A 20,365-nucleotide genomic window follows, 5' to 3' on the forward strand; every position below is an offset into this window, starting at 1 on the left:
CGGCCGGCACGGTGCGCGCCGGGACCTGAGTTCCCTGGAGTGTGCCACCGGCCGTCCCGTGGCGGCGGCACACTTGGCCGGTCGCCGCCACGGAGAGTGTCCGTCCGGTGCGGCATGATGGGGCGTATGGGGACCGAGGGGGAGAACGTCCGCGTGATCGCCGGCCGTTACCGGCTGGAGGCCAGGATCGGGCGGGGCGGCATGGGTGTCGTCTGGCGGGCCACCGACCAACTGCTCGGCCGTCAGGTCGCGGTGAAGGAACTCGCTCTCGACGACTCGCTCTCCGCGGACGAGGCCCTGCAGCAACGCGATCGCACGCGGCGCGAGGCCCGCGCGGTCGCCCGGCTTCACCACCCGCACATCATCGTCGTGCACGACGTGGTGGAGGAGGCCGACCGCCCGTACATCGTCATGGAGCTGATCGACGGCGGCTCGCTCGCCGAGCGGATCTCCGCCGACGGCCCGGTCGACGCGCGCGAGGCCGCCCGGATCGGCATCGATCTCCTCGGCGCGCTGCGCCGCGCGCACGACGCGGGGATCCTGCACCGTGACCTCAAGCCCGCGAACGTCCTGATGGAGGCGGGCACCGACCGGGTCGTCCTCACCGACTTCGGCATCGCCCAGGTCGCGGGGGCGACGACGCTCACCGAGAGCGGCTCCTTCGTGGGCTCGCCCGAGTACACCGCGCCCGAGCGGATGTCCGGCGCCCGGACCGGCCCCGAGTCCGATCTCTGGTCGCTCGGCGCGCTGCTGTGCACGGTGCTGAGCGGCGAGTCGCCGTTCCGCCGCGATTCCCTGGGCGGCATCCTGCACGCGGTCGTCATGGACGAGATCAGGCCGCCGGCCCAGGCCGCGCCCCTGCTCCCCGTCGTACGGGGGCTGCTGGAGCGCGATCCGGACCGGCGGCTCGACGCGGTGGAGGCGGAGCGGCTGCTGCGGGCGTTCCGGCAGACCGGCCGCACACCGCGGCCCGCGCCGCCCGGGTACTCGCCCACGCAGCGCGACGTACCGAAGCGCAGGCCCGTGCCGCCGGACGCCGGGCCCCCGGTGCCCGCCGCCGGGACGGCCGCCACCGCCCTGCCGGAGCGCGTCGCGAAGCGCTTCCCGCGGGGTCTGCTCGTCGCCGCGCTGGTCGTCGCGATGGCGGGTGCGGGGGTATCGGCGGCCGCACTGCTCATCCACGACGGCCGGAACGGGAGCGGCGGGGGCAGCGGGGGCCGTACGCCGTCCACGTCGGCGAGTCCCGCGCCGGGGGCCTCGGCGAGCGTGTCGGCGTCCGTGAGCGGCCAGGCGTCCCCGGCGACTGCGCACCCCACGGTCACCGTCACCCGGGAGCGGACATCGAGTCCCGCCGACCGCACCGCGCCGGCCGGTTACCGGACCGTGCACGATCCGGACGGGTACGCGCTCGCCGTTCCCGACGGCTTCACCCGTGATCCGCAGGGAGAGCGGATCTTCTACATGTCGCCGGGACAGACCTTCCGGATCGGCATCAAGGTGTCGGATCCCGTGGTGGGCGGCCCGCTCGTGGTGATGCGGAGCGCGGACGCCGACGGGCCGTCCACGAACCCCGGTTACCGCGACGGCACGGTCACCGCGACCACGCACGCCGGACGGTCCGCCGCGCTGTGGGAGTTCAGCTGGGAGGGCTTCACCAAGGAGGAGGGGCCGCGGCACACGTACGACCTCTGCTGGGAGGAGCGCGGCCGGATGTACGACGTGTGGGTCTCGGCGCCGGTCGGCAAGGGGACGACGGCGAAGGAGTACTTCGACGTGGCGGTGGACACCTTCACCGCCTCGTGAACCACGCGTAGGAGTCCGACGGCCGTCCCGCCGTCTTCGTGGCGGCGGGGCCGCCGCCGGTCACGGCTTCAGCCGCTCCACGACGGCTTTGGCCAGGTTCGTCTTCGCCACCTGCAGCGCGAAGCCCGCCGCGCCGGGTACCGGCTTCGCGTACCAAGGCAGCCCCCGACGGCGCCACTTGGCCGGTACCGACTTCCTGGGAAGGGCGGGCAGCGGCAACGACCACGGGCCGAGGCGGAGCCGGCCGGTCCACTCACGGGCCGGGAGCCGTGTGACCGGCACCCGTACTCGGCGACGAGGGTGAAGCGGGTGTGCCCCCGAACAACGCCCTGATCAGCGCATTCGCTGCCAGTACTCACTGGCGTGGTGTGTGCGCCCGGTGAAAGCGTGTTACCAACGGGTACCCAAAGCCCTCGTGCCGTCATACCCTGCGCTTCATGACGGACTCGCAGGCCCCGGAAATCATCGGTACGGACCAGCCGGAAAAGACCGGCACCAACCCCCTCGCCCCCGCCCCCGCGGGCGCCCGCACCGCTGCCGACGTGGTCACGCCCGAGCTGGTCGCGCAGCTCACGAAGGGTGTCGTCGGCTCCGGACGGACGGCCAACCACACCCCGTTCACCGGCGGGAAGCTGGCCGACCTGCCCGAGTCCACCCCCGAGGACGTCGCCACGGCCTTCGAGCGGGCCCGCACGGCGCAGGCGGTCTGGGGCGCCACCCCGGTGCGGCAGCGCGCCGCCGTCCTGCTGCGTTTCCACGACCTGGTGCTCGCTCGGCAGGCCGAAGTGCTGGACCTCATCCAGCTGGAGACGGGCAAGGCCAGGCTGCACGCGCACGAGGAGGTGCAGGCCGTCGTCGTGGCCGCGCGCCACTACGGCCGCAGGGCCCCGGCGTACCTCCGTCCCAAGCGGCACGCCGGCGCGATGCCCACCCTCACCAAGGTCACCGAGCTGCGCCACCCGCGGGGCGTCGTCGGTCAGATCGCGCCCTGGAACTACCCGCTCGAACTCTCCGTCGGCGACGCGCTCCCCGCGTTCGTCGCGGGCAACGCGGTCGTCATGAAGCCCGACACCGAGACCTGCCTCACCGCGCTCTGGGCACGCGACCTGCTGATCGAGGCCGGGCTGCCCGCCGAGGTCTTCCAGGTGGTCATCGGGGACGGTCCGGTCGTCGGGCCCGAGGTCGTCAAGCACGCCGACTACGTCTCCTTCACCGGGTCGACCCGCACGGGCCGTGAGGTCGCCCAGGGCGCCGCGGCCCGTCTCGTCGGCGTCTCCCTCGAACTCGGCGGCAAGAACGCCATGGTGGTCCTGGAGGACGCCGACATCGACAAGGCCGCCGCGGGCGCCGTCCGCGCCTGCTTCTCCTCCGCCGGCCAACTCTGCATCTCCATCGAGCGGCTGTACGTCCACGAGTCCGTCGCCGACGCGTTCGCGGAGCGTTTCGCCGCCCGTACCAGGGCCATGCGGCTCGGCACGTCCCTCGCCTACGGGGCCGACATGGGCTCGCTGGTGGGGGAGCGGCAACTGGAGACCGTGACCCGGCACGTCGAGGAAGCGGTCGCGAAGGGAGCGAGGGTCCTCGCCGGAGGCGTCGCCCGTCCCGACATCGGCCCGTACTTCTACGAGCCCACCATCCTCGACGGCGTCGAGGCGCCCATGGCCGTCTGCAACGAGGAGACCTTCGGACCGGTGGTCTCCCTGTACCGCTTCAGGACGGAGGACGAGGTCGTCGAACTCGCCAACTCCACCGCCTACGGCCTCAACTCCTCGGTCTGGACGAAGGACGGGCGGCGCGGACGCGCGGTCGCGGCCCGGCTGCGCACCGGCACCGTGAACGTCAACGAGGGCTACGCGCCCGCCTATGGCAGCGTCCAGTCGCCCATGGGCGGCATGAAGGACTCGGGGCTCGGCCGGCGCCACGGCTCCGAGGGCATCCTCAAGTACACCGAGGCGCAGACCGTCGCCCAGCAGCGGCTCCTGCCGATGGCGCCGTCGCTCGGGATGGACGACGAGAAGTACGCGGCGTTCATGAGCCGGAGCCTGAAGGTCATGAAGGCGCTGCGGCTTCGCTAGTGCCGCGGCAGGCACTGGCTGAGGCGTCTTCGCACGTCCGCACCCGTTCTCGACGAGGAGAGCAGCACGTGTCACAGGAGAACTCCGTCCAGGAACAGCACGACGACTCCGCATACGACTCCACGCATGACTCGGCGTACGACTACGACGTCCTCGTGGTCGGTTCCGGCTTCGGCGGTTCCGTCACGGCCCTGCGCCTGACGGAGAAGGGCTATCGCGTCGGAGTGCTGGAGGCCGGCCGCCGCTTCACCCGCGACACGTTGCCGAAGAACTCCTGGGACATCAGGAACTACCTCTGGGCCCCGCGGCTCGGCATGTACGGCATCCAGCGCATCCATCTGCTGGGCAACGTCATGGTGCTGGCCGGCGCGGGCGTCGGCGGTGGCTCGCTCAACTACGCCAACACCCTCTACGTACCGCCGAAGGCCTTCTTCGACGACCCGCAGTGGAAGGACATCACCGACTGGCAGGGGGAGTTGGAGCCGTACTACGACCAGGCCCGGCGCATGCTGGGGGTACGGCTCAACCCGACGATGACCCCGTCCGACGTCCACCTCAAGGCCGCCGCGCAGCGGATGGGCGTCGGCGACACCTTCCACATGGCGCCGGTCGGCGTCTTCTTCGGGGACGGGAAGGACGCGGACGGCACGGCCGAGGCCGCCCCCGGCGGTGAGGTCGCGGACCCCTACTTCGGTGGTGCCGGACCCGGCCGCAAGGCATGCACCGAGTGCGGTGAGTGCATGACCGGCTGCCGGCACGGCGCGAAGAACACCCTCAACGAGAACTACCTCTACCTGGCCGAGAAGGCGGGCGCGGTCGTGCACCCGATGACGACCGTCGTGTCCGTCACCGACGACTCGCGCGGCGGGTACGCCGTCGCCACCCTGCCCACGGACGGGAAACGCAAGGACGCGGGCCGGATGTTCACGGCGCGCCGGATCGTGATCGCCGCCGGTACGTACGGCACGCAGACCCTGCTGCACCGGATGAAGGCGGGCGGCCAGCTGCCCCGCCTCTCGCCGAGGCTGGGTGAGCTGACCCGCACCAACTCGGAGGCGCTGGTGGGCGCGCAGACGGACAACCGCCGGTACCGCAGGGCCACCGGTGAGCCGAAGGTCGACTTCACCCGGGGCGTCGCCATCACGTCCTCGATCCACCCCGACGAGAACACGCACATCGAACCGGTCCGCTACGGCCGGGGATCGAACTCGATGGGCAGCCTCTCCATCCTCCAGGTCCCGTACGCGGAGGGCTCGTCGAGGGCTCTGGGCTGGCTGGCCAACGCCGCGCGGCACCCGCTGCTGGTGGCCCGTTCGCTCTCCAACCGGCACTGGTCGGAGCGGACCATCATCGGTCTGGTGATGCAGTCGCTCGACAACTCGCTGACCACCTATCTGAAGCCGAAGGGCGCGGGCAAGGGCCTGTTGACGGCCCGTCAGGGGCACGGGGCTCCCAACCCCAAGCAGATCAGGGCGGCTTCGCAGGCCGCCTCCACCATCGCCGCCGAGATCAACGGCTTCGCCGGCAGTAACGTGGGCGAGCTGATGGGCACCCCGCTCACCGCGCACTTCCTGGGCGGCTGCCCGATCGGCGCGAGTGCCGACGACGGCGTGATCGACCCGTACCACCGGCTGTACGGCCACCCGGGGATCTCGGTGGTCGACGGCGCCGCCGTCTCCGCGAACCTGGGTGTCAATCCGTCGCTCACCATCACGGCCCAGGCCGAGCGCGCGATGTCGTACTGGCCCAACAAGGGGGAGACGGACCCGCGTCCGGCGCAGGGAGCCGCGTACGAACGGCTGAAGCCGGTCGAGCCTCTTCGGCCCGCCGTCCCCGGGGACGCCTTCGGCGCGCTGAGGCTGCCGTTCCTGGGGATGCCGACGGTGCCGCGGAAGAAGTAGGACGGAGCCGGTCCCCACCGGCCACGGGAGGGCGCGGCGAGAGGCGGGCGGGCGCGGGAAGGCGCCGGCCTGCCCGGGAACGCGAAGAGGGACCTGTGCCCCCCTCCGAGCTCAGGTCCCTCTTCTTGCACTTCCACGAGCTCCGGTACCGGATTCCCGTACAGGGTTCCCGTACCGGATTCCCGTACGTGTACGGCCCCTCCTGCTACGAGGTGTGCCGCCTACGTGGTCCGTCCCAGGCGTACCGCCTTACGCGGCCGCGCCACCCGACTTGCGACGACGCACCGTGAACACCGCACCGGCACCCGCGACGACGGCGATGCCGCCCACGAGGGCGATCGTCGGCAGGGCGGACGAGGAACCGGTCGAGGCGAGGCTGCCGGTGGCCGGGATCTCGTCGGCGCCACCCTGCGGCTTCGTGCCACCGGACGGCTTGTCGCCCTTGCCCGGCTTGGCCTCGCCCGGGTCGTCGTTGCTGCTGCCGGCCGCGAGGACGGTGAGCTCGTAGAACGCGAAGGAGCTGTGGACACAGTCCTTCTCCTGGTCCACGTAACCGCCCAGGCCGAGGGCGTAGCCGTCGCCGGCCGGGGCCTTCGCGCTGATGTTGACACGCAGCTTGATGGCGACCGTCTGCTTGCCGCCCAGCGTGGTCTCACCGAAGTAGACGCCGCTGCCGACCTCGTCCGCGATGGACTCCCACGACTTGCTCGTGGGGTTGAAGTACTCGAGCTGGGCGTACGTGCTCAGCCAGTCGTTCTCGTCGTCGCTGTCCGAGTAGTTGTCGACCGTGGCGAGCCACTGGACCTGACCGAGCTCCTGGTCGCTGTGGTTGGCGGCGGAGAGCGTGAAGTTGTGCCAGCCGCTGCCCGCGACGATCTTGCCCGGCAGTCCGGAGACGGCCAGCGACAGCTGGGAGTCGGCGTCCACACCGTCGTCGTCGACGGGGCACTCCGCCGTCGGCCACGCCGACGGCTCGGCGGACTGCGACGGAGTGGCCGACGCGCTCGGCTTGCCGGACGTGGTGGCGGTGGCGCTCGCGCTCGCGCTGGTGCTCGGAGCCGGAGCGGACTCGCTCGCGGACCCGGAGGCGCTCGGCGCGGGAGCGGAGTCGCTCGGCGACGCGGACGCCGACTCGCTCGTGGACTCGGACACCGTCGCGCTCGGGGAGGTGCTGTCGTCCGACGCGAACGCGGCCGGCGCCGAAAGCAGCGCCAGTGGAGCTATGGCTGCCGTCGCGGCCGCGACGGCCATGGCACGGCGAAGCTTCATGAAGACCTCGGAAAGTCCGGTGCACCGCGACGCCGCGGTACGCGTATGGGTGAGGCCTCCGCGTGTGGGGCGCGGGTGTGGCCGTTGATTCACCAGGTGTGACCCGTGGACCCTGTGAACGGTTGTGCGGTCCTTCACAGAATTCTTATGTGTCCTGGGTCACATACGGATACGACTTGTGGACACCCGTTCTATCCACTTAGAACTGACCCTCGTGTCTGAGAAGCAGCCCGAAAGGGCAGGTGAGCCCGAGCGGCCGGAGGGTTCCTCCGTTCCCGACGAGGTGTGGGAGCGGTTCATCCGCGATTCCGAGCGGGACATCCGGGCCTCGGCCCCGAAGGAGCCGTCGGCCCGCGCTCGCATGGTGACCGAAAGGTTGCGGGAACAAGAGGCCCGGGGCGTCGAACCGGAGGGGTGGCGGACCGGGCCCGCCTGGCAGGAGATGCGCAAGGCGGAGGGCCGTACGACCCGCCGCCGGCGGCTGTGGGCGGTCATCGGCGTTCCCCTCGCGGCGGCCGTGGCGCTGGTGGCCGTACGGCCGTCGCTGCTGCCGGGCGATCCCTTCAAAACGTCCTCCGGCAGCGCGTCGTCCGGCGCCACGGAGGCCGCCCGCGAACTCCCCGCCGAGACCGCGGCCCCGACCGCCGCACCCTCGCAGGCCGCGCCCGGCACCCCCACCCTCGAGCGGCCGTTCGCCGGATCGCCCGCCGAGCGGTACGCCGACGGCGCGGCCGGCATCCTCGTGCCGGACGCGAAACCGGTCGGCCCGCTCACCGAGGAGCAGGTCGCCCGCGCGCTGCGGCAGACCAAGGCGCTGCTCGTCGGCGCCAACATCGACCGGAAGACGTTGCTCGGCGGCCGCCCGACGAGCGCGCTCGCCCTTCTCGACCCCAAGCAGCCGAGGATGCTCGACGACGTGAACGGCTGGCTGCGCAAGCCGGACGTGAAACACGATCCGCTCTGGCTCTTCAGCCGGTTCGACCCGCACGAGGTACGGCTCGTCGGGGACGTGGTCAAGACCCGCGGCCATATGACGTTCAAGGCCGGCACCCGCGCGTCCGTCGTCATCCACGCCGACTACACCTTCGTCTACCCGCTGGCCCAGGCGGACCAGAAGTCGACCGAGGTGGCCCGCACCATCGTGCGCCGCATCCTCGACATCGAGGTCTCCGATCCGAGGAAGTACCAGGTCACCCCGGGCAAGCTGGCGCTCCTCGCGTACGACGAGGACCTCGCCAACTCCGCCTGTTTCGTCTACGACGGCTTCCTGCACCCGCAGTTCGACTCGGTCGCTCCGACGGGCGCGACGCCCAGCGGACCGGCGGTCGATCCGTACGACCGGAGCCGGGTGCTTTCTCACTCCGACGGTGTTTCCTGCGGATCGGTCTCCAGGACCTGACTCCGCGGGCACACCCGTACGCACATGCGAAGGGCCCCGCGGGACGGAAGCCGCGGAGCCCTTCTGCGTCGGCACCGGCGTCAGAGCGGCGCCGGTGCCTGGGGCGCGGCGCCGGAGGGGGTGCGCCGCGGGTCATGGAGCGAGGTCGTTCGTCCACGGGTCCATGGACATATGGCTCAAATGGCTCATGTGACCGGAGCCGGGACCGGCGCATGAGCCGGAGCCGGGACCGGCGCATGAGCCGGAGCCGGGATTGAGGCATGAGCCGGGACCGGGGCATGAGCCGGGACCGGGGCATGAGCCGGGACCCTGGGACGTGTGGGGGGTGAGGAACCTCTTCGGGTGGGGTCCGTCGAAGTGACCTTGCTGCGCCGCCCGGCCGGACGATCGCGCCGGCCGGCCCCGGGCGTCCCCGGAGCCGGCCGTTCTCTTGAGTGACCGGGCCGCTGTCCCCTGCCGTCCGGTCACACCTCTGGGGCGAGGTCCCACGACGCACGGCACGATCCGTACGTCTCAGCGCCCCAGCGGAGCCACGCGTGGTTGTTTCGGGGCCGCCCCTGGCTGGCACGGACACCGGGACCAACGAGGCCCGCCGCGCCCCGGTCACGCGCCGTACGGGTGAGACGGCGTGCGTACGTGCGGACGCGGCGTGACGGGGTGCGTGGGAACAGGGCGTGCGGGACGCGACCGTCGCGCGGGACTCAGATCCGGCCGCGGCACAGCTCCAGCAGGGTCATCGCCAGCGACGTGCCCGGCTTCCCCAGCGCGTCCCGGTAGTGGCCGAGGACCTCCATCTCGCGGGAGAGGTTCACGCGCCGGCCACCGGACTCGATCCGGGCCTTCTGGATCACCGCCGAGACGGCCATGCGTTCCTGGACGAGGCCGATGATCCGGTCGTCGAGGGCGTCGACGCGGTCACGGGCGTCGGTGATCACGCCGGCGGCGTCGTCGGTACGGGCGCCGGTCTTGTCGAGTACGTCGGCCGCGTCGGCCATGGTGGGCTCCTTCTGTTCGGTGGAAGGGGTGCCCCGGAGCGACGGGCCCGGAAACGGCAGACGCCCCGGGCCTTGTCGGCCCGGGGCGCCTGGGGAGTCGCTTGTCAGTTGCTCAAGCAGCACGACCATGGCAGCCGGCGGGCCGGTTGCCATAGGTAAACGCGAACGTGTGATGCGTGAGCATGGGACCAGTATGCCCGCGCGTCCGGCACGGGCCAAGCGGGTTCGGATACTGAGACAGGCGTCCCGCAGTTCCCCGCGCCCCTTGCGGGCATGACCCACCCGAGCCCTTCGGGCGATGGGTCCAGGGGGCGCGGCCCCTTGGCGGCCGGCTCGGGGGAGGGCAGGGGCGGCGGCGAGGGCGGAGAAGAGGCGGGACGGCTCCCCCACGCACACCCCCGGTAGACTCGATACCCCACACCCCCTGCTCACCGCCGGAAGGCAAAACGTGCCAGAAGCGTCCCCCGCCGCCCCCGACACCGTCCTGGTCGTCGACTTCGGTGCGCAGTACGCCCAGCTCATCGCCCGTCGCGTCCGCGAGGCCCGGGTCTACAGCGAGATCGTGCCGAGCACCATGCCGGTCCAGGAGATGCTCGCCAAGAACCCGGCGGCGATCATCCTCTCCGGGGGCCCCTCGTCGGTGTACGCCGAGAACGCCCCCCGCCTCGACCGCGAGCTCTTCGAGGCCGGCGTCCCGGTCTTCGGCATGTGCTACGGCTTCCAGCTGATGGCGACGGCCCTCGGCGGCACCGTCGACAACACGGGCGCCCGCGAGTACGGCCGTACGCCCCTGCATGTCTCGAAGTCGGGCTCCACCCTGTTCGAGGGCACCCCGGACGAGCAGCCGGTGTGGATGTCGCACGGCGACGCGTGCAGCGCCGCCCCCGAGGGCTTCACGGTGACGGCCTCCACGGACGTCGTCCCGGTCGCGGCCTTCGAGAACGACGAGAAGAAGCTGTACGGCGTCCAGTACCACCCCGAGGTCATGCACTCCACGCACGGCCAGCAGGTGCTGGAGCACTTCCTGTACCGCGGCGCCGGCCTCGAGCCGGACTGGACGACCGGCAACGTCATCGAGGAGCAGGTCGCCCTCATCCGCGAGCAGGTCGGCACCAAGCGCGCCATCTGCGGTCTGTCCGGCGGTGTGGACTCCGCCGTCGCCGCGGCCCTCGTCCAGAAGGCCATCGGCTCCCAGCTGACCTGCGTGTACGTCGACCACGGTCTGATGCGCAAGGGCGAGACGGAGCAGGTCGAGAAGGACTTCGTGGCCGCGACCGGCGTGCAGCTGAAGGTCGTGGACGCGCAGGAGCGGTTCCTCGACGCGCTCAAGGGTGTCTCGGACCCCGAGGAGAAGCGGAAGATCATCGGCCGGGAGTTCATCCGGGTCTTCGAGCAGGCCCAGGCGGACATCATCGCCGAGGCCGCGGAGGGCGAGGACGTCGCCTTCCTGGTGCAGGGCACCCTCTACCCGGACGTGGTCGAGTCCGGCGGCGGCACCGGCACCGCCAACATCAAGTCCCACCACAACGTGGGCGGCCTCCCCGAGGACCTCGAGTTCGAGCTCGTCGAGCCGCTGCGCCAGCTGTTCAAGGACGAGGTCCGGATGGTCGGCCAGGAGCTCGGCCTGCCGGACGAGATCGTCCAGCGCCAGCCCTTCCCGGGTCCCGGCCTCGGCATCCGTATCGTCGGCGAGGTCACCAAGGACCGCCTCGACCTGCTGCGCGAGGCCGACGCCATCGCCCGCGAGGAGCTGACGGCGGCCGGCCTCGACCGCGAGATCTGGCAGTGCCCGGTGGTCCTGCTCGCCGACGTCCGCAGCGTGGGCGTCCAGGGCGACGGCCGTACGTACGGCCACCCGATCGTGCTCCGCCCGGTGTCGAGCGAGGACGCGATGACGGCCGACTGGTCGCGACTGCCGTACGACGTCCTCGCCAAGATCTCGACCCGGATCACGAACGAGGTCGCCGACGTCAACCGCGTCGTCCTCGACGTGACGAGCAAGCCCCCGGGCACGATCGAGTGGGAGTAGCCCCTCCCGTCAGGTCCGTTGGAGAGTCCGCACCGGCTCTCCGGGCTTCCAGACCTGGACGACCAGATACCTGTCGTCCTCGACGAAGGTCCGTACGACCTCCGTCAGCTCGGTGCGGAAGAGGTGGAACGGCTCCGGCGGTTCCACCTCTTTCACGTACGCCCGTTTCGCGTCGCCGTCGGTGACCTCCACCGCCCGGCCGCTGATCCGTACGTCGCCCCCGCCCATGGCGGTGCCCGGCCCCGGGTTGGCCTGGAGCGCGAAGCGCGGGTCGCGGCGCAGGTCGAGTGCCTTGAGCGAGTCCGGCATCATGCCGAGCCACAGCTCGCCGAGCAGGAAACGCGCCTCGATGCCGCTGGTGCGGGGTGCGCCGTCCCTGCGGAGGGTCGCGAGGACATGGTGGGTGAACGCTCCGAACCGCTCCTCGGCCGGTCCGGCGAGTTCGGGTGCGGAGGCGGTGAAGGCGGCCCAGTTCGTACGACTCATGCGAGGAGTGTCGCGCCGATACCCGACATCTTCTGTCGAGTATGGGGGAGCTTCTCCGCGTCCGGTGACCGGGGCGGTTCCACCGTCGCGTTCGTGAAGGGCAACAAGCACCTGCCGGCACCCTCACGAACCGGCCGCACGGCTGTCCATGGATCGACCGTCGCACGGCTGTCCACGAACCGGCCGCACGGCTGTCCACGAACCGGCCGTACGGTGGTCCACGAACCGGCAGCGCGGCTCCCCCATGACACTCCCGCGTAACGGTTGCGCACTCTCTTCACCGAACGGCCCTGTTCTCCTACGGCGCCCGGAGGTAACTTCCGGTCCGTATCGGACACGCCAGTGCTGGAGGACATATGCAAGGGCCCACGCCGCCCCTGCCCCTACCGACCGACCAGCTCCAGTTCGCCATGCCGCCGATGTACGACTCGCCGGACGACGAGCGACGCCACCGCAAGGAGCGGCTGGCCGGAGCGCTGCGGATCTTCGGGCGGCTCGGATTCGAGGACGGGGTCTCCGGCCACATCACCGCGCGCGACCCGGAGTACAGCGACTGCTTCTGGGTGAACCCCTTCGGGATGCCCTTCAAGCACGTCACCGTGAGCGACCTGGTCATGGCCAACCAGGACGGGCAGGTGGTCGAGGGCCGCTACCACGTGAACCAGGCGGCGTTCACCGTGCACGCCCAGGTCCACGCCGCCCGCCCCGACGTCGTCGCCGTCGCCCACTGCCACTCGGTGCACGGCCGCGCGCTCTCCGCCCTCGGCGACCTCCTCGACCCGATCAGCCAGGAGAGTTGTGCCTTCTACGAGGACCACGCGCTCTACGACACCTACAGCGGTGTCGCCGTGGACACCGAGGAGGGCCGCCGGATCGCGGGCGCGCTCGGCACCCGCAAGGCCCTGGTGCTGCGCAACCACGGACTGCTCACCGTCGGCGACTCGGTGGACGCGGCGGCCTGGTGGTTCCTGTCGATGGAACGCTCCAGCCAGGTCCAGCTCACCGCGCAGGCCGCGGGACGCCCGGTCCTCATCGACCACAAACAGGCGGTCGCGACCCGGGAGCAGCTCGGGGGCGACCTGGTGGCGTGGATCAACTACCAGCCCCTGTGGCAGGACATCAGCAGGAGCGAGCCGGATCTCCTCAGCTGAATCCCTTCAGGACCGCCGCCTTCGTCGCCGCGAACTCCTCGTCCGTGAGCACCCCGTCCCGGTGCAGCTCGCCCAGCTCACGCAGCCGGCGCAGGAGTACGTCGTGATGGTCGGCCCGGGCCGGTGCCCGCGCGGCTGCGGGCGGCTGCGGGGGCCGGTCGGTGAACTCGCCGGCCCGGACCGACGGATGCGGCAGACGGGCCGTCACCGCGGCGGCGACGAGTGCCGTGAGCAGGTCACGGCGCGCGCTGCCCCACAGGTCGAGCGCGAACGGGTCCTTTTCGGGCGGCAGTTTGGAGAACGCGGTCTCGCGCGTGACGAAGCGCAGGAACCCGTCCTCGTAGCCGGAGTTGGGCAGCCATTCGACCTGCACCAGGTCGCCGACGGCGATGATCCGCGGGCCCGTCGCGCGCTTGACCCGGTCGGAGGTGTCCGCCCAGTCGATGCGCACCTGCGCGCCGTCGAAGGAGACCGTGCCGTCACTGGACCGCACGGAGACGGGCACCGGCGGCCCCGCGAGCAGATAGCTCTTCGCCGGTTCGTTGGGGACCTGGTCCAGGAGCAGCGCGCGGCGGATCTCCTCGGCGACGTACTCGGCGACCCCGGAGCGGTCGACGTCGACCGTCAGCCGGTACGGATCGGCGGCGTCCGGAAGCCGTCCCCCGGTCGCCTGGAGCAGCGGATCGGCTCCTTCGCGCAGCCTCAGGCGCAGCCGGCCGCGCTTGCGTTCCGGTTCGTGGACGATGCCGGACACCGCTTCCAGGGGAACCGTGATCTCCCCGTACGTCTGCCGGAACAGGGGCACGGAACGGTGCAGCCCCGGCGTGATCCTGACCGTGCTGCCGTCGAAGGCCCAGGTCCCGTCGCGCTGGATGATCTCGGCCATGGGGGAATTCTCGCAGCCGGGTCAACACGGAGTCCGGCACTTCACCCGCGCTGACCAGACCTGCCGGACGCGGGCGCTGTTGCGTACGGCACAATTCGCTGTCATCGCGGGGCAGTTGTAAGGCAGTTGTACGGAAGTCAGGCGTGCGGGGGCGTACGGAGGCGTAGGACCCCGCACGAGGACGTACGCAGGCGTACGCAGACGTACGAGGATCTGGCCGCACGGGAGTTCCCGGTGCGGGGAAGGCGGCAACGGGCGTGGCGGTGCAGGAGGCGAGACACGGCGCGGAGCGCGGTGCGGGGCGCGGTGGCGGGCTCGGCGCCGGTCAGGGCGCGCATGGTGGCGGCTGCACCTGCGGGGACTGCCCGCACGGGGCGCGCGAGGGACACCGGCGGGCCGTCGCCGCGTTCCTCGTCAAGCGCGACGAACTGGCGTCGGGGCAGGGACTGCCGGCCGGCGTCGCCCACTCGGCGTCCGCGTCCCGGCAGTGGGTCTCGGACGAACTCACCCAGTCCGCCGACCTCGTCGCGGAACGCGGGCGCGTCGACGGCGAGGCCTGGCTGGGGCGGCTGTGGCGGCGTACGGCGTTCGCGGTGTGGGGAACCGTCGTGGCGCTGCTGCTGGTGCAGGCGCTCACCGCGATCGGCGCGGGGTGGTCGGCGGCGCGGACGGCGGGGCTGGTCGCCGCCGTCGTGGTGGCCGGCCTGCTGACCGGCGCGGGCTATCTGCACCGGGCGCGCGGTGGTGCCCTCGCGCCGGTCATCGGCGAGGACAACCGTCTCTCCACCTCGCGTGCGATGGCCGCCGCGTGGGTGCTGTTCGTGGTGTTCGCGGTGCTCGTCCTGGTGGGTCAGCTGGCGGCGGCCTCCGCCCACGGCCGGCGTGACGACCTGATCGCCGGGCTCGCACTCGCCCGGGGCGCCGGAGTCGTGACCGTCGTCGCGGTGGTGTGCGGGATCGCGGTGCTGGTACGCCGCGTGGTGGGCGTGCGGGTCCTCGCGCAACGGCTGCAGAAGGTACGGGCCGACCGGCCGCGCGCCGCCGACCTCCTCACGGACGACTCGGGCAAGGGCAGCTTCGCCGACATCCAGTACGTCGTCATCGGCGCCGTCGCCCTGGTCTTCGCGGCGGTACGGCTGGCCCGGCGGCCGGAGCAGCTGCCCGACCTGCCCTGGGGCCTGGCGGTGCTCGTCCTGGTCTCGGCCGCCACCTACCTCTCCGGCAAGTACGCCGAGGGCGGGCGGCCCGTGATCCTCTCCGTCGTCCGCTCCCGCGAGGCCGGTGACCTCGACGCCCCGATCCGCACCGGGGACGACATCGAGATCCGGGGGGCCGGTTTCGTGCCTCCGGGCGCCCAGAGCGCGGACCGGCTCTCCCGCATGGTCGTCCGGATCGGCGCGGTCCATGTGCACGTACCGCTGGTCCCGGTGCCGGGCGGCTTCAGCAATCCCACGGACGCCGTGCTCACCGTGCCGGTACCGGTCGACGTGGAGCCGGGGCGGGTGGAGGTCCAGGTGGTCACGGCAGCCGGTGTGGAGACCAACCGCTGTGTGATCGATGTGACGGACTGAGGGAGCGATACCGGCGTGCGGCCGGACCGGGTCACCGGTTCGGCGGTGGCGGGCAGGAGCGGAATCCTCGACCTGCCGACCCGGGCATTTTGTGGCCGAAAGGCGGCCGAGAGGTGCCTCCGGGCAAGAAAACCGCTCCCGGGCATTGAGCGGGGACCCGCTCTCGTACGTATGGTCTGTTGAGGGGTCAACGGAATACGGGTGAGAGGCGGCGGAGAGCGATGACTCACGGTATGCGAACGGATACCCAGAGCTCCTATGTCGACGGCGGCGGGAGAGACGGGTGGCGCGATACGGCCACGCGGTACGCCCTGTTGCCCCTGCGGATCTTCCTCGGCGTCACCTTCATCTACGCGGGGATCGACAAGCTCACCAACAGCGCCTTCCTCTCCGCCTCCGGCTCCGGCTCGGTCGGGGACCTGATGCGCACGGTGCGTGACTCCTCGGCGATCCCGGCCCTGGTCGACCTCGCGCTGAAGAGCCCCGTCGGCTTCGGCTACGCCATCGCCCTCGGCGAACTGGCCGTCGGCATCGGCACCCTCATCGGACTGCTGGCCCGCCTCGCGGCGTTCGGCGGCGCGCTGATCTCCCTCAGCCTGTGGCTGACGGTCAGCTGGGCCTCCGACCCGTACTACTACGGAAATGATCTTGCCTACTTGATGGCCTGGCTGCCCCTGGTCCTCGCGGGCGCCTCGGTCTTCTCGCTCGACGCGGTCTGGCGCGCACGACGCAGGCAGCGGGCCGGGGAGTACCGCTACTAGGACCGCCGTACGCGGGTCCCGCCCACCACGGGCCGCCGCACACCTGCCGGACCGCGAGGCCGAGGCGCGAGCGCCGAAGGCCGAGCGGTCCGTTCGTGCGTGATGCCCCGGTCCGGTCAGCCCGGCACGTTCGAGCCGCCGGGGCCTCTGTTCGCCGCCGTCCTCGCGGCCGTCCGTCGTGAGGCCGCCCGCCGCCGTACGCCGTGGGTCAGGAGCGCCACCGCTCCGGCCAGGCTGAGGCCGCCGGTGAGGAGGGGGATCATCACGAACCACGGGGTGTCCCACCAGCCGCCCGCGTCCCCGGCGTACACGACACCCGCGGTGGTGAGGAAGAAGCCCGCGATCAGCTTTCCCGGCTGGAACTCATGACGTGCCACGGGTCACCTCCGCCTGACCGACGCCCACGTGCAGGTCGAGGTCGAGTATTCCGCCGTGCCCGGTGCCGGCCGCGGGGGCCAGCGTCACCTGCTGGGACTTGCCGGGCTCCACGTCCACGTCCTTCTTGCCGTCGCCCGGCAACTGGATGTCCCCGAGCCCCACGTCGATGTTCAGTCTCACGGTCGAGTCCTTCGGGACCACCACCTCGAGGCGGCCCGCCCCCACCTCCGCGCGCGCTGTCACCGTCTGTCCCCTGGCGAGGTCGAGCCGGCTCAGGTCGAGGGTGCCCACGCCGGAGCCGAGTTCGTAGTTCTTCTGTACGTCGGCGACGGCGGCCGGTGTCCAGTCGGTCCGCCTCCAGTCGGTGCTGATGTCCTTGGGGAGGGCCACCGAGCCGGCCAGCAGGGCCGCCGTGACCACGGCGAGGAAGAGCGAGCCCGCGCCCGTACGCCCGACGAACGCGCTGAGCGCGATGCCCAGGCCGAAGACGACGAGCGCGCAGGACAGACCGATCTGCAGGCTCGGACCGAGCGGCCGGTCGTGCCACGTCAGGCCCGAGCCGAGGCCGCCCGCGACGAGCGCGAAGAGGAACACCCAGCCGCCTATCCAGCGCGGCCCGCGCGGCCGCGGCTCCCGCGTCGCGCGCGGGTCAGGGCCGGGCATCCCGCGGGCGATGTTGACCGCCGCCGAGACATCCCGGTCCCGGGCGTCCTGCGGCCCCCAGAGATAGCCCGTGCCCCCGACGTGCGAACCGTCCTTGACGATCGGGTCACGCCACCAGGAGGGGTAGGAGGCGGGGACCGGCGGGGCCTGCGCCTCGGGCGGGGCGTCGGCCACGGCCTGGGCGGCGAGCGGGTCCGGATCGGGGGCGCCGCGCTGTTGCGACCAGTACCCCGCGCCCGCGAGGAGCAGGGTGAGGACCACGGCGAAGGTGAGCACCCCGCCGTTGTTGAGCATGGACAGGAAGACTCCGCAGCCGACGAGGGCGAAGAGCACGGCCGTCAGAGCGTGGCCGTCGACGCGGCCGGTGAGGAGCTTGCGCACCTCGTTCTCGTCCTCGTCGTCGTACGGGACGAACAGCCAGAAGAAGCCGTACAGGATGAGGCCGATGCCGCCGGTCGCCGAGAGCACCGCGAGCACGATCCGGAAGATCACCGGGTCCATGTCGCACTGCCGCCCGAGCCCCGCGCACACCCCGCCCAGCATCCGGTGCCGCCGGTCGCGCCGGAACCTGTGCGGGGCTTCGGGCGCCACCACGTCGTCGTGCGCGCGCGGCTCACCACCTGTGGCGGTGCCCGGTGGCGGGACGCCGGAGCCACGGGGCGGCTCCGCTGCCGCGCGCTGCTGATCTGTCATGTGTCCATGGTGACGGGCGGGAGGGCGCGACGGGAGTCGGGACGACCCTGGCCGAACCCTGATATCGGCCCTGACGGGTGCGCGGGGAACCGTTCGAGGACCGGCTCCCCGAAGATCAGGGGAGTCTCGGGGGCCGACCCTGATGCTCCGGCCGCCCGGCCGTGTGAACATCGTTGGCATGCCGGACGCCGCAGCAGTGCCTCTCGACGACCCGCGGCCCCCGCGCAAGCTCTACCGCAGCAGTGACGGACGCTGGCTCGGCGGTGTGGCGCGGGGGCTCGCGGGACATCTCGGGCTGCCCGTGATCTGGGTGCGGCTGGTGTTCGTCGGCCTGTTCATGGCGGACGGCCTCGGCGCGCTGCTCTACGCCGCCTTCTGGTTCTTCGTGCCGCTGGGCGTCGGCGGGGTCGACTCCGAGCGAGCGTCGGCCTTCACCACCGAGACCGCTCCCGACGGCCGCCGCAGACTCGTCGCCCGCAAGCCGGACCGGGGCCAGATCGTCGCCCTGCTCCTCATGGTCGTCGTGGCCATGGTCTTCGTCGGCAATGTGAACCTCGGCGGCGGAGCCAAGGCGTATCTCTGGCCCACCGTCCTCGTCGGCGCGGGCGTCGCCCTGGTCTGGCGCCAGGCGGACAACGCGCGGCGGGCCCGCTGGGTGGAGGTCGGCCGCCGCCGCCGGACGCTCACGCTGCTGCGGTCCGCGGCCGGTGTCCTGCTCGTCACCGCGGGCGTCACCGGGATTTTCGTCCTCCAGGGCTCGGCGGCCCACCTCGGCTCCGTCCTGCAGGCGGCGCTCGCCGTCCTCGTCGGCACAGCGCTCCTCGCCGGCCCCTATCTCGTCCGTATGACGCAGGACCTCTCCGAGGAGCGCCTGATGCGCATCCGGGCCCAGGAGAGGGCCGAGGTGGCCGCCCACGTCCACGACTCGGTGCTGCACACCCTGACCCTGATCCAGCGCAACGCGGAGAACGCGGGCGAGGTGCGCCGCCTCGCCCGGGCCCAGGAGCGCGACCTGCGCGCCTGGCTCTACAAACCGGAGGGCACCGGCAAGGACGAGGCCGACGAGCCCGCGACCCTCGCCGACGCGGTCCGCCGCAACGCGGCCGAGGTCGAGGACAAGCACGGCGTCCCCATCGAGGTCGTCGTGGTCGGCGACTGTCCGCTCGACGAGGGCCTGACCGCACAGATGCAGGCCGCACGGGAAGCCATGGTGAACGCCGCCAAGTACGGTGGCGAGGGCGGCGCCGTACAGGTCTACGCCGAAGTCGAGGGAACGACGGTCTTCGTGTCCGTCCGCGACCGCGGCCCCGGCTTCGACCTCGACGCGATACCCGCCGACCGCATGGGCGTCAGAGAATCGATCATCGGCCGCATGGAGCGCAACGGCGGCACGGCGCGGCTGCGCGCGGTGCCGGACGGCGGCACGGAGGTCGAGCTGGAAATGGAGAGGGCGGAGAAGACGTCATGAGCGACGCGAACGGGCCGACGGCCGGGTTGCCCGGGCACACCGGCCCCAACGAGCCGAGCGACACCGCGACCGGAGCGGGGGCGGTCACCGGGCCCGGGGCGGGCGGGCCGGCCGCCGCGGCCGCCGTCGAGCCGTCCGGAGCCCCCGGCGGGCGTCACGTACGGGTCGTCCTCGTCGACGACCACCGCATGTTCCGTACGGGCGTGCAGGCCGAGATCGGACAGACCGAGCGGACGGGCGTCCAGGTGGTCGGCGAGGCCGCGGACGTCGACCAGGCGGTCACGGTCATCACCGCCGCCCGGCCCGAGGTCGTGCTGCTCGACGTCCACCTGCCGGGCGGCGGCGGCGTCGAAGTGCTGCGCCGCTGCGCCCCGTTGATGAGTGACGCCGAACGGCCGGTCCGTTTCCTCGCGCTGTCCGTCTCGGACGCCGCGGAGGACGTCATCGGCGTGATCCGCGGCGGCGCCCGGGGCTACGTCACCAAGACGATCACCGGCACCGACCTGGTGGACTCCATCTTCCGTGTCCAGGAGGGCGACGCGGTCTTCTCGCCCCGCCTGGCGGGCTTCGTGCTGGACGCCTTCGCCTCCACCGACGCCCCGCCGGTCGACGAGGACCTCGACCGTCTCACCCAGCGCGAGCGCGAGGTCCTGCGCCTCATCGCCCGCGGCTACGCGTACAAGGAGATCGCCAAGCAGCTGTTCATCTCCGTCAAGACGGTCGAGTCCCACGTCTCGGCTGTCCTCAGGAAGCTCCAGCTCTCCAACCGGCACGAACTGACCAGGTGGGCGACGGCGCGACGCCTGGTGTGACACGCCGTCCGCCGGGCGGCGCGGA

General features: G+C 71.9%; 17 protein-coding genes. 10 read left to right on the forward strand and 7 right to left on the reverse strand.

Translation table 11 applies throughout. From position 1 onward, the window contains the following. The first annotated feature begins 126 nt into the window (after positions 1 to 126). The gene (locus ABZV34_RS14180) at positions 127 to 1,803 is read left to right on the forward strand and encodes a protein kinase (protein WP_356274905.1); all 1,677 of its coding nucleotides are present in this window, start codon (positions 127 to 129) and stop codon (positions 1,801 to 1,803) included. 60 nt (positions 1,804 to 1,863) lie between these two features. On the opposite strand, the gene ABZV34_RS14185 is transcribed toward ABZV34_RS14180, so the two are convergent. After that, on the reverse strand, positions 1,864 to 2,085 hold the full coding sequence (locus ABZV34_RS14185; RefSeq protein ID WP_356274908.1) for a hypothetical protein: 222 nt from the start codon (positions 2,083 to 2,085) through the stop codon (positions 1,864 to 1,866). A gap of 155 nt (positions 2,086 to 2,240) precedes the next feature. Between ABZV34_RS14185 and ABZV34_RS14190 the strand changes: the two genes are divergently transcribed. Both ABZV34_RS14190 and ABZV34_RS14195 read left to right on the forward strand, forming a co-directional pair. Then, a complete protein-coding gene (locus tag ABZV34_RS14190; protein WP_356274911.1) occupies positions 2,241 to 3,878 on the forward strand; it encodes a succinic semialdehyde dehydrogenase in 1,638 nt (545 codons plus the stop codon). A gap of 155 nt (positions 3,879 to 4,033) precedes the next feature. Then, positions 4,034 to 5,779 (forward strand): GMC family oxidoreductase, encoded by a 1,746-nt coding sequence (locus ABZV34_RS14195; protein WP_356275233.1) that lies wholly within the window; start codon positions 4,034 to 4,036, stop codon positions 5,777 to 5,779. A 249-nt stretch (positions 5,780 to 6,028) separates the two neighbouring features. On the opposite strand, the gene ABZV34_RS14200 is transcribed toward ABZV34_RS14195, so the two are convergent. Then, a complete protein-coding gene (locus ABZV34_RS14200) occupies positions 6,029 to 7,048 on the reverse strand; it encodes an LPXTG cell wall anchor domain-containing protein (protein WP_356274914.1) in 1,020 nt (339 codons plus the stop codon). A gap of 214 nt (positions 7,049 to 7,262) precedes the next feature. Here ABZV34_RS14200 and ABZV34_RS14205 point away from each other — a divergent pair, with 214 nt between their 5' ends. After that, positions 7,263 to 8,447: a hypothetical protein gene (locus ABZV34_RS14205; RefSeq protein ID WP_356274917.1), complete on the forward strand. Its 1,185-nt coding sequence runs from the start codon at positions 7,263 to 7,265 to the stop codon at positions 8,445 to 8,447. Between the two features lie 701 nt (positions 8,448 to 9,148). On the opposite strand, the gene ABZV34_RS14210 is transcribed toward ABZV34_RS14205, so the two are convergent. Further along, positions 9,149 to 9,442 carry a chorismate mutase gene (locus ABZV34_RS14210; protein WP_356274920.1) on the reverse strand — a complete coding sequence of 98 codons (294 nt, stop codon included), beginning with the start codon at positions 9,440 to 9,442 and terminating at the stop codon, positions 9,149 to 9,151. Between the two features lie 448 nt (positions 9,443 to 9,890). On the opposite strand from ABZV34_RS14210, the gene guaA reads away from it, so the two are divergent. Continuing rightward, a complete protein-coding gene (gene guaA / locus ABZV34_RS14215) occupies positions 9,891 to 11,471 on the forward strand; it encodes a glutamine-hydrolyzing GMP synthase (RefSeq protein ID WP_356274923.1) in 1,581 nt (526 codons plus the stop codon). A 9-nt stretch (positions 11,472 to 11,480) separates the two neighbouring features. Here guaA and ABZV34_RS14220 read toward each other — a convergent pair whose 3' ends face one another. Next, positions 11,481 to 11,957 carry a pyridoxamine 5'-phosphate oxidase family protein gene (locus tag ABZV34_RS14220; RefSeq protein ID WP_356274925.1) on the reverse strand — a complete coding sequence of 159 codons (477 nt, stop codon included), beginning with the start codon at positions 11,955 to 11,957 and terminating at the stop codon, positions 11,481 to 11,483. A gap of 356 nt (positions 11,958 to 12,313) precedes the next feature. On the opposite strand from ABZV34_RS14220, the gene ABZV34_RS14225 reads away from it, so the two are divergent. Then, positions 12,314 to 13,108, forward strand: a complete 795-nt coding sequence (locus tag ABZV34_RS14225) for a class II aldolase/adducin family protein (RefSeq protein WP_153289062.1) — start codon at positions 12,314 to 12,316, stop codon at positions 13,106 to 13,108. Here ABZV34_RS14225 and ABZV34_RS14230 read toward each other — a convergent pair. Beyond that, a complete protein-coding gene (locus ABZV34_RS14230) occupies positions 13,101 to 13,994 on the reverse strand; it encodes a DUF4429 domain-containing protein (protein ID WP_356274926.1) in 894 nt (297 codons plus the stop codon). The two genes, ABZV34_RS14225 and ABZV34_RS14230, sit on opposite strands and share 8 nt — an antisense overlap. A gap of 257 nt (positions 13,995 to 14,251) precedes the next feature. Here ABZV34_RS14230 and ABZV34_RS14235 point away from each other — a divergent pair, with 257 nt between their 5' ends. Further along, positions 14,252 to 15,565: a hypothetical protein gene (locus ABZV34_RS14235; RefSeq protein ID WP_356274928.1), complete on the forward strand. Its 1,314-nt coding sequence runs from the start codon at positions 14,252 to 14,254 to the stop codon at positions 15,563 to 15,565. A 221-nt stretch (positions 15,566 to 15,786) separates the two neighbouring features. Beyond that, entirely contained in the window at positions 15,787 to 16,326 is a 540-nt protein-coding gene (locus ABZV34_RS14240) for a DoxX family protein (protein ID WP_356274931.1), read from the forward strand. Between the two features lie 116 nt (positions 16,327 to 16,442). On the opposite strand, the gene ABZV34_RS14245 is transcribed toward ABZV34_RS14240, so the two are convergent. Both ABZV34_RS14245 and ABZV34_RS14250 read right to left on the reverse strand, forming a co-directional pair. Continuing rightward, entirely contained in the window at positions 16,443 to 16,703 is a 261-nt protein-coding gene (locus ABZV34_RS14245; protein ID WP_356274933.1) for a hypothetical protein, read from the reverse strand. Then, the gene (locus ABZV34_RS14250; RefSeq protein WP_356274936.1) at positions 16,690 to 18,060 is read right to left on the reverse strand and encodes a PspC domain-containing protein; all 1,371 of its coding nucleotides are present in this window, start codon (positions 18,058 to 18,060) and stop codon (positions 16,690 to 16,692) included. The genes ABZV34_RS14245 and ABZV34_RS14250 overlap by 14 nt, the downstream gene beginning before the upstream one ends. Before the next feature lie 142 nt (positions 18,061 to 18,202). Between ABZV34_RS14250 and ABZV34_RS14255 the strand changes: the two genes are divergently transcribed. Further along, entirely contained in the window at positions 18,203 to 19,528 is a 1,326-nt protein-coding gene (locus tag ABZV34_RS14255; RefSeq protein WP_356274939.1) for a PspC domain-containing protein, read from the forward strand. Next, positions 19,525 to 20,340, forward strand: a complete 816-nt coding sequence (locus ABZV34_RS14260) for a response regulator transcription factor (RefSeq protein WP_356274941.1) — start codon at positions 19,525 to 19,527, stop codon at positions 20,338 to 20,340. The genes ABZV34_RS14255 and ABZV34_RS14260 overlap by 4 nt, the downstream gene beginning before the upstream one ends. The last annotated feature ends 25 nt before the right edge of the window (positions 20,341 to 20,365 follow it).

The sequence above is a fragment of the Streptomyces sp. NPDC005195 genome, from assembly GCF_040608315.1.
Classification (GTDB): Bacteria; Actinomycetota; Actinomycetes; order Streptomycetales; family Streptomycetaceae; genus Streptomyces; species Streptomyces kaempferi.

Coding starts and splice junctions, on each gene's coding strand:
- ABZV34_RS14180 (WP_356274905.1), top strand. CDS start 127: ATGGGGACCGAGGGGGAGAACGTCCGCGTGATCGCCGGCCGTTACCGG.
- ABZV34_RS14190 (WP_356274911.1), top strand. CDS start 2,241: ATGACGGACTCGCAGGCCCCGGAAATCATCGGTACGGACCAGCCGGAA.
- ABZV34_RS14200 (WP_356274914.1), bottom strand. CDS start 7,048: ATGAAGCTTCGCCGTGCCATGGCCGTCGCGGCCGCGACGGCAGCCATA.
- ABZV34_RS14210 (WP_356274920.1), bottom strand. CDS start 9,442: ATGGCCGACGCGGCCGACGTACTCGACAAGACCGGCGCCCGTACCGAC.
- ABZV34_RS14220 (WP_356274925.1), bottom strand. CDS start 11,957: ATGAGTCGTACGAACTGGGCCGCCTTCACCGCCTCCGCACCCGAACTC.
- ABZV34_RS14225 (WP_153289062.1), top strand. CDS start 12,314: ATGCAAGGGCCCACGCCGCCCCTGCCCCTACCGACCGACCAGCTCCAG.
- ABZV34_RS14230 (WP_356274926.1), bottom strand. CDS start 13,994: ATGGCCGAGATCATCCAGCGCGACGGGACCTGGGCCTTCGACGGCAGC.
- ABZV34_RS14240 (WP_356274931.1), top strand. CDS start 15,787: ATGACTCACGGTATGCGAACGGATACCCAGAGCTCCTATGTCGACGGC.
- ABZV34_RS14250 (WP_356274936.1), bottom strand. CDS start 18,060: ATGACAGATCAGCAGCGCGCGGCAGCGGAGCCGCCCCGTGGCTCCGGC.
- ABZV34_RS14255 (WP_356274939.1), top strand. CDS start 18,203: ATGCTCCGGCCGCCCGGCCGTGTGAACATCGTTGGCATGCCGGACGCC.
- ABZV34_RS14260 (WP_356274941.1), top strand. CDS start 19,525: ATGAGCGACGCGAACGGGCCGACGGCCGGGTTGCCCGGGCACACCGGC.